Raw genomic sequence first — 15701 nt, 5'->3', positions numbered from 1 at the left:
CTGCCCCACTCGGCCCTGCGGCTTTGCCAGGTGATGGTCCCGTCGTCATCGACGAGGTCGGTGGGTGTTCCGACGAGGTCTGTGACGATCGCGAAGAACCGCGCGTCGGTGTCGGACCCGGCGGACTCGGCGTCCGGTCGTTCTTCGGGATCCGGCGCGCCGCGGGGTGGCGGGGCGGTGATGCGGTGTTCGGTCTGGACAATTGGGTGGCTGCCCTCGTACTCCCAAGTCAGCCTGGTCCGGGTGGCGCTGTCGGTCTGCTCCGCGAGACGGCTGCCGTCCCATGTGAACCGGGTCTCCTCGACGATGCACCCGTCGGCGTCGTGCTTCCGTTTGGCGGTCCGTCGGCTGAGGGCGTCGTAGGTGTAGGTCCACAGCACTCCGTCCGGGGTGGTGCAGGAGACCAGTCTGTCCTCCGCGTCCCAGGTGTAGCGCCAGTTGTCAGGCTTGCGGGACAGGCGCTTCTTGCGGCGCTCGATGATGCGGCCGGCGGCGTCGTAGGTATAGCTCAGTGCGCCGGCGGTACGTAGCCGTGTTCCGTCGTACGAGCGGAGACCTCGGGACTCCGGGTGCGGCGCCCGGTCGGGCCACTCTGCCACGGTCTGGTTGCCTTCGCTGTCATACCGATAGCTCTCTCGCCAGCCGGGCTCCTCGATGTCGAGCGGCCGTCCGCGGGCGTCCGAAAGTTAGGTACGGGTATGGCCCTTGACGCGGTCGGTCGTCGCCGTCAGGTAGTCGCCGTCGTAGGTGTACGCCTGGTGGCGCAGGGTTCGCCCCTGGGCGGCCAAGGAGTGTTCGCGGATCCTGCCGAGCGGGTCTCTCTTGGTGGTGAAGGTCAAGGAACCTTCGGTGGTGCCAGTGGTGCGGCCCACTTCCTGGCCCAGGGCGTCGTGGGTGAAGTCGAGGGGGCGGCCGGCGACGGTCATGCGTATGCGGTTGCCGGCCGCGTCGTAGTCCTCGGTGGTGATGATTCCGCCCGGCGTCACCCGGCCGGTGCACCGGCCGATGGGCGTCGTATGTGGCAACCTCGTCGCAGCCCGCTCACCCCACTCGAACCTGATGATGGAATACGACGGGATGGGGCGCCTGGCCGCAGAAACCGTCGACGGCCACGCCACCCGCTCGCCGGCAGATTCCTCGCCAGGACCAACGCGCTCGGCCAGACCGTCACCCACTGGCTGGACGCCGCCGGCCGCGTTACTTCCAAAGACGTTGACGGCACCGTCACTTCCTACTCCCACGACCGGGCGGGCGGGGTTCTTCGCGGAGAAGGTGGAGTTGCCGCGCGCGGTGGGTCTTCGGGCAGAAATGGTCGAGCCGCGCCCAGGTCTCAGCCGGTGGCGCGGTGCGAGGCCCGGGGTGCGGCGGGGGGCGTGGCCTGCCCGGCGCGGGTCACGTCGCCGACCAGGCTCGACGACATCGGGGCCGTACGCCTGGGGAGTTGACGACCTTCAGCAGGAGGACGAAGGAGCCGCCACGGTGCTTGCGTTGCAGCTTCTCGTGGTTGCGCATGAGACAGCGGGACGGGGCCGGGTGTGATGGCACGCTGGCCGCAGAGGAGGAAGACCGGGCGGGTGTCCTGGCCGCCCGCGAGACGCGACGCGCCAGCAGGACCGGCGTTCCCGGGCAGCCCGAGGCGGAAGCGCGGCCGAACAGACCCTCTGGCAGCGGCAGTTCGGCGGACGGTTATCGAGGTGCTGAGCCGGGAGAGGAACGCCGTCGGCGCGACCGGCTGCACCGCCGCGCACGAACCCGCCGACCGCGTAGGGGGAAGTAGGGGCTGCGGCCCGAGGGGAGCGTTCGTAGGCTGCCGACCGAATCCCGCCACCCGACGCCCTGAAAGCAGGCGGTTAACCATGACGTCGGTCCTCATCACCGGTTGCAGCAGCGGTATCGGCCTGGAGACCGCCTTGGCGTTCGCCCGCAGGGGGGACCGCGTCCACGCTTGTGTACGCGATCCCGCCACCGCAGGTGAACTGCTCGGCCGTGCCCGGGCCGAGAACCTCACCCTGGACGTGCCCCGGCTCGATGTCACCGACGACGCCTCTGTCGCCGCCGCCGTCCACGGGGTGCAGGAACAGCACGGCGCCATCGACGTGCTGGTCAACAACGCCGGCATCGACCGCACAGGGACCGTCGAGACCATGCCGCAGGACGATGCGCGCGCGGTGCTGGAGACCAACCTCTGGGGGCCGCTGCGCACCGTGCGGGCGGTACTGCCGGGCATGCGCGCACGTGGCAGCGGCGTCATCGTCAACGTCTCCTCCCTCGCCGGCCGTACGTTCGCCGTGCCGCACGGCGGTTTCTACGCCGCCAGCAAGGCTGCCCTGGGCACGCTCAGCGAGGCGCTCTCCGCGGAGGTACGGCCCTTCGGGATCCGGGTGGTATGCCTCGAGCCCGGCAGCTTCGCCTCTCGCATCAACCGCGACAGCTCCGTGGGCACCGTCCCGCCGGGCCCGTCCGCGGCCGACCCGTACACCGCCGACCGGGCGTGGACCGCGCGGTTCCTCGCCCGGGTGCAGGAGGGCGCCGGTGACTGCGGCGAAGTGGCCGAGGCGGTCGTCGCCGCCGTCGACGACCCCGGGACGCCGCTGCACACGCCCGTCGGCAAGGACGCGGAGACGGCACTGGAGTACCTGGGCACCGCTTCCTACGAGCAGTGGCTGCCGCTCTTCCTCCAGCAGGCCCAGTCCCTCGTCGGCCCCCGGCCCGGAGCGGGCGGCCCGGAGTGAGGCGCCTCCGCGCCGGTCGTGCCGGCCGCGTGCTCCGGCAGGCCCGACCCGTCTGACGTCCGGTCAGACGGGACCGCTCGGTGCACATGTGCCCCAGATCTCGCGCAACGCGTCGCAGACCTCGCCCACGGTGGCCCCGACGGACAGGGCGTCCTTCATCGGGTACAGCACGCTGTCGTCCCCGGCCGCCGCCTTCTGCAGGCCGGCGAGGTGGCGGTCCACCCGGTCCTGGTCCCGCCAGGCGCGGAGTTTGGCGAGACGTTCGGCTTGGCGGTCCTCGATGCAGGGGGCGATGAGGAAGGGCTCGTGGAACTCTCCCTCGCCGAGCCGGAAGCGGTTGACCTGGACGGCGAAGTGCTCGCCGGAGTCGGCCTCCTCGACGGCGCGGCAGGCGTTGCCCTCGATCTCGCCTGTCTGGTAGCCGTGTTCGATGGCTGCGACGGCCCCACCGAAGTCCTCGATTCTCCGCATCAGTTCGACCGCTGCCGCCTCGACGTCGTCGATGGTCCCGCCGATGCGGGACACGCCCGGCTCCTGCGGGGCGACCCGGACCGGATCGGCCTCGGGCCGCCGCGCGGTGAACTGCCCGCCCGCGGCCTGCGCCCGGAAGCGCGGCATCAGGGATCCGGGGTTCCTCGCCCCGAACTCCTCCCGCATCACCCGCGCCCAGATCCGGCGCGCGGCACTGAACATGGCGGCTTCCTCCTGGAATGTCGTGCGGGCCATGAAGAGGAAGGAGAGCCGCGGCGCGAACTCGTCGACGTCCATACCGGCCGCGACCGCCGTGCGCACGTACTCGATGCCGTCGGCCAGGGTGAACGCGATCTCCTGCACGGACGACGCGCCCGCCTCGGCCATGCGGTGGCCGGAGACCGAGATCGTGTTCCACTGCGGGATCTCGGCCCTGCAGTAGGTGAAGACGTCAGCGGCCAGCCGCAGCGACGGTTTCGGCGGGAAGATGTACGTCCCGCGCGCGACGTACTCCTGCAGCACGTCGTTCCGGACCGCGCCCGTGAGCAGACCGGCTGCGACCCCCTGCTCCTCCGCGACCAGTTGGTAGAGCAGGAGCAGCAGCGGCGCGGGGGCGTCGACCGTCAGCGAGGTGGAGACCCTGTCCAGCGGTATCCCGCCGAAGAGGACGCGCATGTCGTCGATGGAGTCGACGGCCACGCCGGTCCTGCCGACCTCGCCGGTGGCGACGGGGGCGTCCGAGTCGTGACCCATCCGGGTGGGCAGGTCGAAGGCGACCGACAGGGCCGTCGTGCCGCCGGCGATCAGCTGCCTGTACCGGGTGTTGGACTCCTTCGCGGTGCCGGAACCGGTGTACCGGTCCAACCCGTACGGCCGGCCCGGCCCGGTGCCGGGCGCGTGGACCGGCTCGACGGGCAGTCCCGATGCGGAGGAGCGAGGTCGGTTCGTCACCACGGGTCACGTCCTCGGTCGTCGTCGTCGTGCGCGCCGTGATGCCGCACCCGCGCCCTGGTGCCGGGCGACGCCCGCACGGCACCACGGCGCGCCGAGTCCGGGGTCGGGTCAGCCGGTCACGTGGATGGACTGTGACGGGCACAGTTCCGCCGCGCGGTGGACTTCTTCCAGCAGGTCCGCCCCCGGCTTCTCCTGGAGGACGACGACGAGACCGTCGTCGTCCTGGTCGAAGACCTCAGGGCTCTGCATCGCGCACTGGCCGGAGCCCACACACCGGTCGTGGTCCGTGGTGACACGCATGGCAGTCATTCCGATCGGATCGGCCGTCACCAGGTGACGGGCAGCTCGTAGACGCCGTAGACCATGGCGTCGTCCTTGTACCGCAGTTCCTCCGCGGGCACGGCCAGCCTGAGGCCCGGAACACGGCGCAGCAGGGTGCCGTACACGATCTCCAGCTCCGCGCGGGCCAGGTTCGCGCCCATGCACTGGTGGATCCCGTACCCGAAGGCGAGATGGCTGCGCGCCTCCTTGCGGTGGAAGTCGAGGGTGCCGGGGTCGGCGAAGACCGTCTCGTCGTGGTCGGCGGCGTTGTTCAGCGCGAGGATGCCCTCACCGGCGCGGATGGTGACGCCGCCCACCTCGATGTCCTCGACCGCGACGCGTGCGGTGCCCGAGTCCGAGATGGAGAAGACCCGGAGCAACTCCTCGATCGCGTTCGGCAGCAACGAGGGGTCCGACCGGAGCTCGGCCATGTGGTCCGGGTGCTCCAGCAGGGCCAGCACACCGAGCGCGATCATGTTGGCCGTCGTCTCGTGGCCGCCCACCAGCATCATCCGGGCCATGGTCACCACGTCGACGTGGTCGGCTGCCTGCTCGGTGCGGTTCTTCTCCAGGAAACGGCTGATCAGGTCGTCACCCGGCTCGGTCTCCTTGAGGGTGACCAGCTTGTCGAGGTACATGTCCAGGGCCTGTACCGCCGCCCCGTACTCCTCGGGGCTCAGGTCGTGGTTCATGAGGGCCGCCGACCACTCCTCGAACTGGGCGTGGTCCCCGTAGGGGACGCCGAGCAGTTCACAGATGGTCAGGGAGGGCACGTGCAGGGCGAGGGCCTGGACCAGGTCCACGGGGCCGCCCGCGGCCAGCATGGCGTCGATGCGCTCGTCGACGATCTCCTGGATCCGCGGGCGCATCTCCTTCGTCCGCCGCGCCGTGAACTCCGGTATCAGCATGCGGCGTTGCGCGGTGTGGTCCGGCGGGTCCATGGACAGCAACATCAGCCGGACATGGGCCAGCATTTCCTCGGAGATGTGGAACTGGTGCGGGTAGCCGGGGCGCTTGAGATTGGAACTCACGCGCGGGTCCCCGAGGACCTGCTTGACGTGCTCGTGCCGGGTGACCAGCCAGGTTTCCTTGCCGTTGACCTTGAGCGAGGCACGCGACACGGGCTCGTCCGCGCGCAGCCCGGCGTACTCACCCGGCTCGCTGAACGGGCAGGTGCGTCGCATCGGGAACTGCGGATACGGCGACGCCGTCTCGTGCGCCGGGTCTGCGGACTGGGTCATGGCTGCCTCTCGAACGGAACGATGGGGAAAGGGGTGCTCATCGGGGTACCTGGCGTCACCAGGTGACGGGCAGCTCGTACAGGCCCCAGACGATGGCGTCGTCCTTGAAGCGCAGTTCGTCGGACGGCGTGGCCAGGCGCAGCGTCGGCACCCGGCGCAGCAGCGTGGAGTAGACGACGTCGAGTTCCATCCGGGCGAGGTTCTGGCCGACGCACTGGTGGACGCCGTACCCGAAGGCCACGTGGCTGCGGGCCTCACGGCGCACGTCCAGCCGGTCCGCGTCGGGGAAGACCGTCTCGTCGTGGTTGGCGGCGTTGTTCAGCGGGAGGATGCCGTCACCGGCTCGGATGGTGACATCCCCCAGCTCGATGTCCTCCATGGCCACGCGCGCCGTACCGGCGTCCGAGATGGAGAACAGACGCAGCAGCTCCTCCACCGCGCCTGGCATCAGCTCGGGATCCTCGCGCACGGCGGCCAGCTGGTCCGGGTGCTCCAGCAGGGCCAGCACACCCAGCGCGATCATGTTCGCCGTGGTCTCGTGACCGGTGACCAGCATCAGCTTGGACATGCTGGCGATGTCCGAGTGCTCCACCGCCGGGGTCTCCCTGTTGAACGCGATCAGCCGGCTGATCATGTCGTCGCCGGGCTCGCTCTCCTTCGCGGTGACCAGCCCGTCGACGTAGCGGTCCAGCTCGTAGTGGGCCATGCCCCGGTCCTCGTCGCTGACCTCGTGGTTCATGATGGCCCACGCCCACTGCTCGAACCGGGCGTGGTCCTCGTAGGGGACGCCGAGCAGCTCACAGATCACCAGGGACGGCACCGGCAGCGCGAGCGCCGTGACGAGGTCCACCGGGCTGTCGCAGCCCTTGGCGAGCATCTCGTCGATCTGCTCGTCCACGAGCTCCTGCACCCGGGCGCGCAGCTCGCGCATCCGACGCACGCTGAACTCCGGTGCCAGCATGCGGCGTTGCACGGTGTGGTCGGGCGGGTCCATGGAGAGGAAGGTGAGGGGGACCGACTGGAGGATCTCCTCCGGCACCGGCACCTGGAGCGGGTAGCCCGGCAGCTTCAGGTTGGCGCTCACCCGCGCGTCACCGAGCACCTTCTTGTACAGGTCGTGGCGGGTGACCAGCCAGGTCGGCTTGCCGTTGACCTTCAGCTGCGCCCGGGAGACCGGTTCGTTCTCGCGCAGCTCGGTGTAGGCGGCCGGCGGACTGAAGGGGCAGGCCCGGCGCATCGGGAACTCCGGGAGGGCGCCCTCGGCGGCCGCTTCGGCAGGTGCAGTCATGGTGTCCTCTTCGCACGGGAGGGGGCGGGCCGCGCCGTTCACCACGGGGGAGGGCTCCGGGCTCGGCGCCGGCGCGGCTTCCGCCGGCCGTTTCCCGCACGCTAAGGAGCGGCGCCGGGGGCGGCCCACCCCTATGTGCCCCTAGCGGCACGGCCCCCGAAGGTGTGCGGCCGTGGTACCGGTCACTCCCCCTACCACTAGGGGCGGTTAGGGGTCCGTCGAACGTCTGGGCCGCGGTTAGCGTCGGCTGCGGACCACGGCGGAAGCACGGTTCGCCCAGCACCACACTCCGCGGTCCCGGCCGGCCCTCCGACCGGACGGCCGTCGCACTCCGCAGCCGAGCAGAGGTGATCAGCGTGTCCCCGAAACCCAGTGCGCAGGGTCTCGTCCCCAGCGTCAAGGGCACCGTCCCCTTCGGGGAGTACCGGACCTGGTACCGGGTCACCGGGGAACTCGGGACGGGACGCCCCGCGGTCGTCGTCGTCCACGGCGGCCCCGGCAGTACGCACGACTACCTGCTGTCGCTGGCCCGCCTCGCCGAGGACGGCTGGCCGGTCGTCCACTACGACCAGCTGGGCAACGGCGGCTCCACCCACCTCCCCGACAGCGCACCGGACTTCTGGACGGTCGACCTGTTCCTCGACGAACTCGGCAATCTCGTGAGGGAACTGGGCATCGCCGACGACTACGTCCTGTACGGCCAGTCCTGGGGCGGCCCGCTGAGCGCACGGCACGCCATGGGCCGTCCCCCCGGACTGCGCGGCCTGGTCGTCGCCAACGCGCCCGCCTCGTACCCCATCTGGCTCCAGGAGATGGCGCGGCTGCGGGCCTCCCTGCCGCCGGACGTACAGGCGACTCTGGTGCGCCACGAGACGGCCGGCACCTACGAGTCCGAGGAGTACCTGGCCGCGATGCGCGTCTTCTACGACCGCCACGTGTGCCGCCTCACGCCGTGGCCCCGCGACTTCCTCTCCTCCTTCATGGAGACCTACAACGACCCGACGGTCTACTACGCGATGAACGGTCCCACCGAGTTCCACGTGATCGGTTCCCTGAAGGACTGGTCGATCGTCGACGAACTGCACACCATCAGCACGCCCACGCTGCTCCTGAGCGGACGTCACGACGAGGCCACCCCGGCTGTCGTCCAGCCCTACATGGACCGTGTCCCCGGGGCCCGCTGGGAGATCTTCGAGGAGTCCAGCCACCTGCCGCACCTGGAGGAACCGGACCGGTTCTTCGAGGTGCTCACCGACTTCCTCGCCGGCCTGTGACACGCCACGCCACGACGCCGGCCCGGACGTCGCAGACCACCGTGAGAGGAGGCGGGGACACCGCCATGGCGTACGACACCGCTCTCGTCTTTCCCGGCATGGGGCCCGTCCCGTTCGCCGAGGTGGGCCGCTTCATGGTGGCCAACCCCGTGGCCCGGGACCTGGTCGCCGTCGCCGACGACGCCCTCGGTTACTCGCTGGTGGACGCCTTCCGCCGCTCCGAGGGCGACTACTCGGAGGCCGCCCAGGTCGCCTTCTTCGTGAACTGCCTGGCCAGCGCGTACTGGGCGACCGAGCACCTGGACGTCGCCCCCGACATCGTGGCCGGCCCCAGCTTCGGGGAGAAGGCGGCCCTCGCCTACACCGGCTCCCTCGATCTGGCCGACGCGGTCCGGCTCACCGCCGAGATCGCGCGGTGTCTCGAGTCGTACTTCGCCGAACACCACGAGGACATCGTCACCCTGTCCTTCGTCCGCGCCCCGCGCGAGGAACTGGACACGATCCTCGCCGAACTCGACGAGGCGGGCGAGTGGCACGAGATCTCCTGCCACATCGACGACGGCTTCTGGATGGTCTCCCTGGCCGAACACCGCGTGGAGTGGATGTGCGAGCGGCTGCGAGGCATCGGGAGTCTTCCCCTCTACACCATGCGGCCCCCCATGCACGCGTCGGCGTTCGCGCCGCTGCGCGCCAAGGCGGAACGCGAAGTCATCTCCCGCTACACCTTCGCCGACCCCGCGCTCCCGGTCGTCGCCGACCAGGACGGCAGGCTGCTGCACACAGGTGTCGAACTGCGCACCATGCTGCTCGACGGCTTCGACCACCCCATGAACTGGCCGAGCGTCACCACCGCCCTGCGGGACGCCGGAGTCCGGCGCGTGTGCGTCGCCGGCCCCGACAGTCTCTTCGGCCGGGTCCCCTGTACCACCAGCACCTTCGACGTCGTCGCCGCGCACCCCCGCCTGGCGATGACCCCACGGCGCCGTTCGCGCGCCGCCTGAACCGTTTGATCCGCCCCGACCACAGGAGGCACACCCATGTGGGACGCCCAGTTCGAAGAGATACTCCGCACCTTCCTGCCCTTCCTGCCCCCGCAGGAGCCGCTGACCACCGACGAGGAGCTGAAGGACCTCGGCCTGGACTCGCTGGGCATGGTCCAGCTGCTCGGCACGCTGGAGGAGGCGTACCAGGTGCGCTTCCGTGACAGCGCGCTGACCATGGGCACCTTCCGCAGCGCGGGCGTGCTGTGGGAGACCGTCGAGAGCATGCTCCAGCGCACCACGAGCTGACGGGACGGACCCCTTGGACGCCACCATGGACGGAGCCCTGTCCGGACGGTTCCTGCGCGGGCTGGCCCTGGCGCCCGACCGGCCCGCGCTGCGGGCCGACGGCGCCGCCCTCACCTACCGCGAGCTGCACGAGCGGGTCCTCCTGCTCGCCGGCTCCCTGCTGTCCGGCCTTCCCGGCCGGCCGCCCGCCGTGGGCGTGCTGGCCGGCAAGGGACCGTCGGCCTACACGAGTCTGCTGGCCGGCCTCTACAGCGGGGTCACCGTCGTCCCCCTGCAGCCGGCCTTCCCCGCCGCCCGCACCCGGCAGATGATCGAGACCGCCGGTGTGGGCGCCCTGCTCGCCGACGACGACGCCCTGCCCGCGCTGACCGCGCTGCACCGGGACGGCGTCACCCTGCCCACCCTGTTCGCCCCCGGCGGGCAGCCGATGCCGGAGCTCGCCGTCGACCCCGGCAGTGTGCTGAAGGCACCGATGCCCTCCCGCCCGGACGACACCGCCTACGTGCTGTTCACCTCCGGCTCCACCGGCCGGCCCAAGGGCGTGCCGGTCACCCACGCCAACACCGCGCACTACTTCTCCCTGCTCGACGAGCGGTACGACTTCGGCCCGGAGGACGTCTTCTCGCAGACCTTCGACCTCAACTTCGACTGCGCGATGTTCGACCTGTTCTGCGCCTGGGGGGCCGGAGCCACCGTCGTACCCGTCCCCGCGCGGGAGTACGCGCGGCTGCCCGAGTTCGTGGCCGAGCAGGGGATGACCGTGTGGTTCTCCACACCCAGCGCGATCTCCCTGGTGCGGCGCACCGGCGGCCTCGCACCCGGTGCGCTGGCCTCGCTGCGCAGGAGCTTCTTCGCGGGGGAGGCGCTCAGCTGCCGGGACGCCGAGGACTGGGCGGCCGCGGCCTCCGGCACGGTGCTGGAGAACATCTACGGGCCGACCGAGCTGACCGTCACCGTCACCGCGCACCGCTGGCAGCCGGGCCGCCGGCACCTGCACGGAATGGTGCCGATCGGGGCCGTGCACCCGGGCCACGCGGTACTGCTGCTGGACGCCACCGGCTCGCCGAGCACGACCGGCGAGGGCGAACTGTGCATCGCGGGGCCCCAGTTGACCCCCGGCTACCTCGACCCGGCCGACGACACCGGACGCTTCCTGGAACGGGACGGTCTGCGCTACTACCGCACCGGCGACCGGGTCCGCAGCACCGACAGCGACGGCCTGCTGTACCTGGGCCGCCAGGACGCCCAGGTCCAGGTACACGGCATACGGACGGAACTGGCCGAGGTCGACGCCGCGGTACGCCGCTGCCCAGGCGTCGAGGACGCGGTGACCGTCGCGGTCCCCGTGGACGGCACGGTCGAACTCGCCGTCTTCCACACCGGCGACCCGGTGCCGCCCGCCCGGCTCGCCCGTCACCTGAGGGAACTGCTGCCGGCCGCGGTCGTCCCCCGGGCCTACCACCACCTGGACACACTTCCGCTCAACCCCAACCGCAAGACCGACCGTAGGAAGCTCACCTCCCGCGCCGCGGCCCTGCGACAGCAGCCCGCCGGAGCCGGGACCAGGACCGAAGGACGGCAGGAGTCGCAGTGAACGGTGAACCGACAGCGCAGGCCCGCACCGACGCCCGGATACACGACCTGCTCGACGAGGCCACCGCCGAGCACCCGGACGCGGCGGCGGTCGCCGACGGCACCGGGCGGTGGACCTACCGGGAGCTCACCGCCTGGAGTCACGCCGTCGACGCGTGGCTCCAGGCCCAGGGCGTCGGCCACGGCGACCGCGTCCTGGTGCAACTGGCCAGCACCCGTGAGCTCGTCGCCCTGCTGTACGGTACCGCCCGCCGCGGCGCCGTCCTCGTCCCCGTCAACACCGGCATGAAGGACTACCACCTCAGGGCCGTCGTCGAGAACTCCGAGCCGTCACTGGTGGTCGTCGACGGTACCGCCGTGTCCCGCGTCTCCACGCTCGCCGGGCCGGTCACCGTCCTCGGCCTGGACGAGGTCTGGCAGGCGGTCACCGACCTGCGCGACAAGGAGGCCCGGGGCGACGGCGCTCCCGTCCACAGCGACGACCTCGCCGTCCTCGTCTACACCTCCGGCTCCACGGCGGCCCCCAAGGCCGTCGTCTGCCCGCACGGCCGGATGGTCTTCGCCACCGAGGCCATCAACCTCGAACTCGGCTACCGCCCCGACGACGTGGTCTTCTGCCGCTTCCCCATCTCCTGGGACTACGGCCTCTACAAGGTGCTGCTCACCGCGGCGGGCCGCAGCGAGATCGTGCTCGCCGACGGCGAGTCCGACCTGGTGCTGCTGCGCCGCATCCGGGAGACGGGGGCCACCGTCGTCCCCATCGTGCCGTCCCTGGCCACCATGATCTGCGCGCTGGCCGAACGTGAACCGCGGCAGGACTCCACCGTCCGCATGTTCACCAACACCGGGGCCGCGCTGCCCAAGACCACCGCCGACGGCCTCCGCACGGCCTTCCCCGGATCCGAGGTGGTCATCCAGTTCGGCCAGACCGAGTGCAAGCGCGTCTCCGTCCTGCCGCCCGACCAGCAGGACGCCCGCCCCGAGTCCGTCGGCCGTCCGCTGCCCGGCACCCGGGCCTTCACCGTCGACGACGAGGGCAACGCGCTGCCGCCCTGGCAGACCGGGGAGATCGTCGTCGAGGGCCCCCATGTCATGCCCGGCTACTGGCGCGCGCCCGAGCAGACCGCACGCGCCTTCCGGCCCGCGCCCGACGGTGGACTGCGGCTGCACACCGGCGACTTCGGACACGTCGACGAGGACGGGTTCCTGTACTACGAGGGCCGCCGGGACGACGTGTTCAAGCACAAGGGCGTCCGCATGAGCACCACCGAGATCGAGGCCGCGGCCACGGACGTACCCGGTGTCCGCGCCGCCGCGGTCCTGCCACCCGCCCCCGGCCGCGACCTCGCGGTCTTCGCCGAGGGCGGCATCGACCCGCACGTGCTGCTCCGGGAACTGTCCCTCCGGCTCGAGCCCGCCAAGGTGCCCGGCGTCAGCCGTGTCGTCGACGAACTGCCGCTGACCGCGCACGGAAAGCACGACCGCAAGCAGCTCCTCAGCCTTCTGGAAGGAACCACGCCGTGACCGGCACCACCGACCTCGCCCGGCGCTTCGGCACCCCCTCCTACGTCTACGACCTGGACCGGGTCGCGGCGGCACGGGACGAACTGTTCGCCGCGCTGCCCGACGAGGTCGCCGTGTACTACGCGGCCAAGGCCAACCCGCACCCCGAGATCCTGCGCGAGATGCGGGCCGGCGGCCCCCGTGTCTGCCGCGCGGAGATCAGCTCCGTCGGGGAACTCGACGCCGTGCTGCGGGCCGGCTACGAGGGAAGCGAGATCCTGTACACCGGCCCCGGCAAGACCACCGAGGAGCTGGCCGAGGTCATGACCCTGGGCGTGCGGACGTTCTCCGTGGAGTCGCCCGGCGACCTGCGGCGCGTCGGCGACACGGCCGTACGGCTCGGCATCGACGCCGACTGCCTGATCCGGGTCAACAACCCCACCGGGGCCGCGGCCACCAGCATCCGCATGACCGGGGTGCCCTCACAGTTCGGTTTCGACGGCGAGCACCTGCCCGGCCTCGCCGCGGAACTGCGCGACGTACCCGGCACCACCCTCGTCGGGCTGCACTTCTTCCCGCTGAGCAACGCCAAGGACGAGGCGAGCCTCATCGCCGAGTTCCAGCACACCATCGCCACCGCCGCCGCACTCCAGCGGGACCTGGGCGTCGACTTCCGCATCATCGACCTCGGCGGAGGCTTCGCCGCACCGTACGCGGTACAGGGACGGCGGCCGGTCTACGGCCGACTGCGCGAAGCCCTGGCCACGTCGCTCGACGAGCACTTCCCGGGCTGGCGCGACGGCGCCCCGCGCATCGCCTGCGAGTCGGGACGGTACCTGGTCGCCGACAGCGGCACCCTTCTCACCAGCGTCGTCAACGTCAAGGACAGCCGGGGCACCCGCTACGTCGTCCTCGACGCCGGCATCAACACCTTCGGCGGCATGTCCGGTCTCGGCCGCATCCTGCCGGTCTCCATCGAGCCGCACGAGTCCGTCGGAACCGACGGCGTCCCGGCCCACCTCGCCGGACCGCTGTGCACGCCGGGCGATCTGCTCGGACGCCAGGTACCGCTGTCCGACCCGGCCCCCGGCGACCTACTGACCGTCCCCAACGCCGGTTCCTACGGGCCCACCGCCAGTCTCCTGATGTTCCTCGGCAGGCCCGCCCCCACGGAGATCGTCGTCCGCGGTGACGACCTCGTCTCCGTCTCCCGCATCGAGCACACCCGAACCTACGAACACGGACAGGCCCTGTGATGAGCAATCCCCCCACCCCCGGTGACCAGCCCGTCCTCGTGGCGGGCGGCATCTCCGACTCGCACACCTGGAACCTCGTCTACCTCCAGCTCCTGATCGAGGAGCACGGCCACCGCGTGGTCAATCTCGGCCCCTGCGTCCCCGAGGACCTGCTGATCGGTGAGACTCTCGTGCGCGACCCCGCGCTGGTCGTGATCAGCAGCGTCAACGGGCACGGTTACCACGACGGCATGCGCACCGTCACCCGGCTGCGCGAGCACCCCGGCCTCAGTGGCGTGCCCGTCGTCATCGGCGGCAAGCTCGGCATCGCCGGACCCTGTGGCGACGAGGAGGCGGCCGCACTGCGCGCGGCCGGTTACGACGCGGTGTTCGAGGAGACAGCCGACGGCATCGCGGCCTTCCGCCGGATGCTCGACGCCCTGCCCCAGCGGGCCCTGGTGTGACCGGTGCCGGATTCGGTGCGTTCGTGCGCCGGGCCCACGACGCCGGCCGGCTCGTGGTGCAGCCCCGGATGGGAATGAGCAGCCCGCAGCGCATGCGCGCCGGGCTGCTCGCCACCCGGGACGCCGACGCGACGACCGTCGGCACCCTCACCCTGGACAGCTACACCCGGGTCGGCGACCTGGAGTCGGCTCAACTCGCCGTCCTGGAGGGGGTCGACCTCAACGGCTATCCGCTCGTGAGCCACGAGACGGCCACCACCCGCCGGGTCCTCGACGGCATCCACGGTCCGCGGTTCCCGGTACAGGTGCGGCACGGATCGGCAGCGCCCCAGCACATCTTCCGGGCCCTGACAGCCGTGGGGCTCGACGCCTCGGAGGGCGGGCCCGTCTCCTACTGCCTCCCCTACGGCAGAGTCCCGTTGCGCGAGTCCGTCGTCCACTGGACGGAATCCTGCGAACTGCTCGCCACGTTCCGCCGGACCGGCGCCGAACCGCACCTGGAGACCTTCGGGGGGTGCGTGCTCGGCCAGCTCTGCCCGCCCGGCCTGCTCGTCGCGGTCAGCGTGCTCGAGGCGCTGTTCTTCCGCCGGCACGGAATCCGGAGCATTTCGGTGAGTTACGCCCAGCAGACGAATCGGCGTCAGGACTCCGAAGCGGTCGCAGCGTTACGCAGCCTGTGCACGCTGTTCCTTTCGGACACCGAATGGCATGTAGTCGTCTACGCCTACATGGGATTGTTCCCGGAAACCGAGCAAGGCGCCCGCGGGCTGCTCGCGCAGGCCGCCGAACTGGCCGTCGAGAGCGGCTCCGAGCGTCTTATCGTGAAGACCGTCGCGGAATCCCGTCGTATTCCGTCGGTGGCGGAGAACGTGTCCGCACTGGAATACGCGGCCGCGGTCGCCGAGCGCACCGCCCAAAACCCCTTGGAAGGCACCGGGACGGAGACGTACGCCGAGGCATACGCGCTGGTCGACGCGGTGCTGAACCTGGACGACGACCTCGGCACCGCACTGCTGAAGGCGTTCTCCGAAGGCCGGCTGGATGTGCCCTACTGCCTGCATCCCGACAATGCCGGACTGAGTCGGAGCTATATCGCCGAGGACGGCCGGCTGTGCTGGTCCGATGTGGGAAAGATGCCGCTGTCCGGTGTCGTCGAATCCCGCCCGGCCCACACAGTCACCTCCGCGGGGCTGCTCGATTCCCTGTCCTACGTACGCCGTTCGTTCGATAACCCCAACGCCCTTCCGTGATGCGGGGAACAGCCCGGACCCACCCCTAGGGGTGCCTAAGGGTATGGGCTTTCCGGGGTCGTCATTACCGTGAGAAAAGAGGTGGG

The 15701-nt window shown here is 70.9% G+C and carries 14 protein-coding genes and 2 pseudogenes; 9 read left to right on the top strand and 7 right to left on the bottom strand.

The features are described 5' to 3' along the window. Window positions 1-5: 5 nt before the first annotated feature. From ABZ441_RS24595 to ABZ441_RS24585, 3 genes and pseudogenes are all read right to left on the bottom strand, one after another. Window positions 6-668 (bottom strand): annotated as a pseudogene (locus ABZ441_RS24595) (RHS repeat domain-containing protein); the annotation flags it as partial. Between the two features lie 18 nt (window positions 669-686). Further along, window positions 687-1118, bottom strand: a complete 432-nt coding sequence (locus ABZ441_RS24590) for a hypothetical protein (RefSeq protein ID WP_358978036.1) — start codon at window positions 1116-1118, stop codon at window positions 687-689. Between the two features lie 212 nt (window positions 1119-1330). Beyond that, window positions 1331-1600, bottom strand: a pseudogene (locus ABZ441_RS24585) (hypothetical protein); the annotation flags it as partial. A gap of 256 nt (window positions 1601-1856) precedes the next feature. Between ABZ441_RS24585 and ABZ441_RS24580 the strand changes: the two are divergent. Then, window positions 1857-2732, top strand: a complete 876-nt coding sequence (locus tag ABZ441_RS24580) for an SDR family oxidoreductase (protein WP_358977895.1) — start codon at window positions 1857-1859, stop codon at window positions 2730-2732. Window positions 2733-2795: 63 nt separating this feature from the next. Here ABZ441_RS24580 and ABZ441_RS24575 read toward each other — a convergent pair whose 3' ends face one another. The 4 genes from ABZ441_RS24575 to ABZ441_RS24560 form a co-directional block, all read right to left on the bottom strand. After that, complete coding sequence (locus ABZ441_RS24575; RefSeq protein ID WP_358977893.1) at window positions 2796-4157, bottom strand: methylmalonyl-CoA mutase family protein; 1362 nt, start codon at window positions 4155-4157, stop codon at window positions 2796-2798. Between the two features lie 108 nt (window positions 4158-4265). Further along, window positions 4266-4457 (bottom strand): ferredoxin, encoded by a 192-nt coding sequence (locus ABZ441_RS24570; protein ID WP_358978035.1) that lies wholly within the window; start codon window positions 4455-4457, stop codon window positions 4266-4268. A 26-nt stretch (window positions 4458-4483) separates the two neighbouring features. Beyond that, window positions 4484-5719: a cytochrome P450 gene (locus ABZ441_RS24565; protein WP_358977891.1), complete on the bottom strand. Its 1236-nt coding sequence runs from the start codon at window positions 5717-5719 to the stop codon at window positions 4484-4486. Between the two features lie 55 nt (window positions 5720-5774). Then, complete coding sequence (locus ABZ441_RS24560; protein ID WP_358977889.1) at window positions 5775-7007, bottom strand: cytochrome P450; 1233 nt, start codon at window positions 7005-7007, stop codon at window positions 5775-5777. A 356-nt stretch (window positions 7008-7363) separates the two neighbouring features. On the opposite strand from ABZ441_RS24560, the gene ABZ441_RS24555 reads away from it, so the two are divergent. From ABZ441_RS24555 to ABZ441_RS24520, 8 genes are all read left to right on the top strand, one after another. Beyond that, entirely contained in the window at window positions 7364-8281 is a 918-nt protein-coding gene (locus tag ABZ441_RS24555; RefSeq protein WP_358977887.1) for a proline iminopeptidase-family hydrolase, read from the top strand. 65 nt (window positions 8282-8346) lie between these two features. After that, window positions 8347-9282: an acyltransferase domain-containing protein gene (locus ABZ441_RS24550; protein ID WP_358977885.1), complete on the top strand. Its 936-nt coding sequence runs from the start codon at window positions 8347-8349 to the stop codon at window positions 9280-9282. A gap of 36 nt (window positions 9283-9318) precedes the next feature. Beyond that, the gene (locus ABZ441_RS24545; RefSeq protein WP_358977883.1) at window positions 9319-9570 is read left to right on the top strand and encodes a phosphopantetheine-binding protein; all 252 of its coding nucleotides are present in this window, start codon (window positions 9319-9321) and stop codon (window positions 9568-9570) included. Between the two features lie 25 nt (window positions 9571-9595). Beyond that, window positions 9596-11164: an AMP-binding protein gene (locus ABZ441_RS24540; protein WP_358978033.1), complete on the top strand. Its 1569-nt coding sequence runs from the start codon at window positions 9596-9598 to the stop codon at window positions 11162-11164. After that, on the top strand, window positions 11161-12687 hold the full coding sequence (locus tag ABZ441_RS24535; protein ID WP_358977881.1) for an AMP-binding protein: 1527 nt from the start codon (window positions 11161-11163) through the stop codon (window positions 12685-12687). The genes ABZ441_RS24540 and ABZ441_RS24535 overlap by 4 nt, the downstream gene beginning before the upstream one ends. After that, window positions 12684-13922: a type III PLP-dependent enzyme gene (locus tag ABZ441_RS24530; RefSeq protein ID WP_358977879.1), complete on the top strand. Its 1239-nt coding sequence runs from the start codon at window positions 12684-12686 to the stop codon at window positions 13920-13922. Before ABZ441_RS24535 ends, ABZ441_RS24530 begins: the two co-directional genes overlap by 4 nt. Beyond that, on the top strand, window positions 13922-14365 hold the full coding sequence (locus ABZ441_RS24525; RefSeq protein WP_358977877.1) for a cobalamin-dependent protein: 444 nt from the start codon (window positions 13922-13924) through the stop codon (window positions 14363-14365). Before ABZ441_RS24530 ends, ABZ441_RS24525 begins: the two co-directional genes overlap by 1 nt. After that, complete coding sequence (locus tag ABZ441_RS24520) at window positions 14362-15615, top strand: methylaspartate mutase (RefSeq protein ID WP_358977875.1); 1254 nt, start codon at window positions 14362-14364, stop codon at window positions 15613-15615. Before ABZ441_RS24525 ends, ABZ441_RS24520 begins: the two co-directional genes overlap by 4 nt. The last annotated feature ends 86 nt before the right edge of the window (window positions 15616-15701 follow it).

Source organism: Streptomyces sp. NPDC005752 (assembly GCF_040630715.1).
Classification (GTDB): domain Bacteria; phylum Actinomycetota; class Actinomycetes; order Streptomycetales; family Streptomycetaceae; genus Streptomyces.
This window is presented reverse-complemented; position numbering and strand designations above follow the sequence as displayed.

What these genes read in the sequence shown, in the direction of transcription:
- ABZ441_RS24545 (WP_358977883.1), top strand. Translation starts at nt 9,319, where the DNA reads ATGTGGGACGCCCAGTTCGAAGAGATACTCCGCACCTTCCTGCCCTTC.
- ABZ441_RS24525 (WP_358977877.1), top strand. Translation starts at nt 13,922, where the DNA reads ATGAGCAATCCCCCCACCCCCGGTGACCAGCCCGTCCTCGTGGCGGGC.
- ABZ441_RS24540 (WP_358978033.1), top strand. Translation starts at nt 9,596, where the DNA reads ATGGACGGAGCCCTGTCCGGACGGTTCCTGCGCGGGCTGGCCCTGGCG.
- ABZ441_RS24570 (WP_358978035.1), bottom strand. Translation starts at nt 4,457, where the DNA reads ATGCGTGTCACCACGGACCACGACCGGTGTGTGGGCTCCGGCCAGTGC.
- ABZ441_RS24580 (WP_358977895.1), top strand. Translation starts at nt 1,857, where the DNA reads ATGACGTCGGTCCTCATCACCGGTTGCAGCAGCGGTATCGGCCTGGAG.
- ABZ441_RS24560 (WP_358977889.1), bottom strand. Translation starts at nt 7,007, where the DNA reads ATGACTGCACCTGCCGAAGCGGCCGCCGAGGGCGCCCTCCCGGAGTTC.
- ABZ441_RS24550 (WP_358977885.1), top strand. Translation starts at nt 8,347, where the DNA reads ATGGCGTACGACACCGCTCTCGTCTTTCCCGGCATGGGGCCCGTCCCG.
- ABZ441_RS24565 (WP_358977891.1), bottom strand. Translation starts at nt 5,719, where the DNA reads ATGACCCAGTCCGCAGACCCGGCGCACGAGACGGCGTCGCCGTATCCG.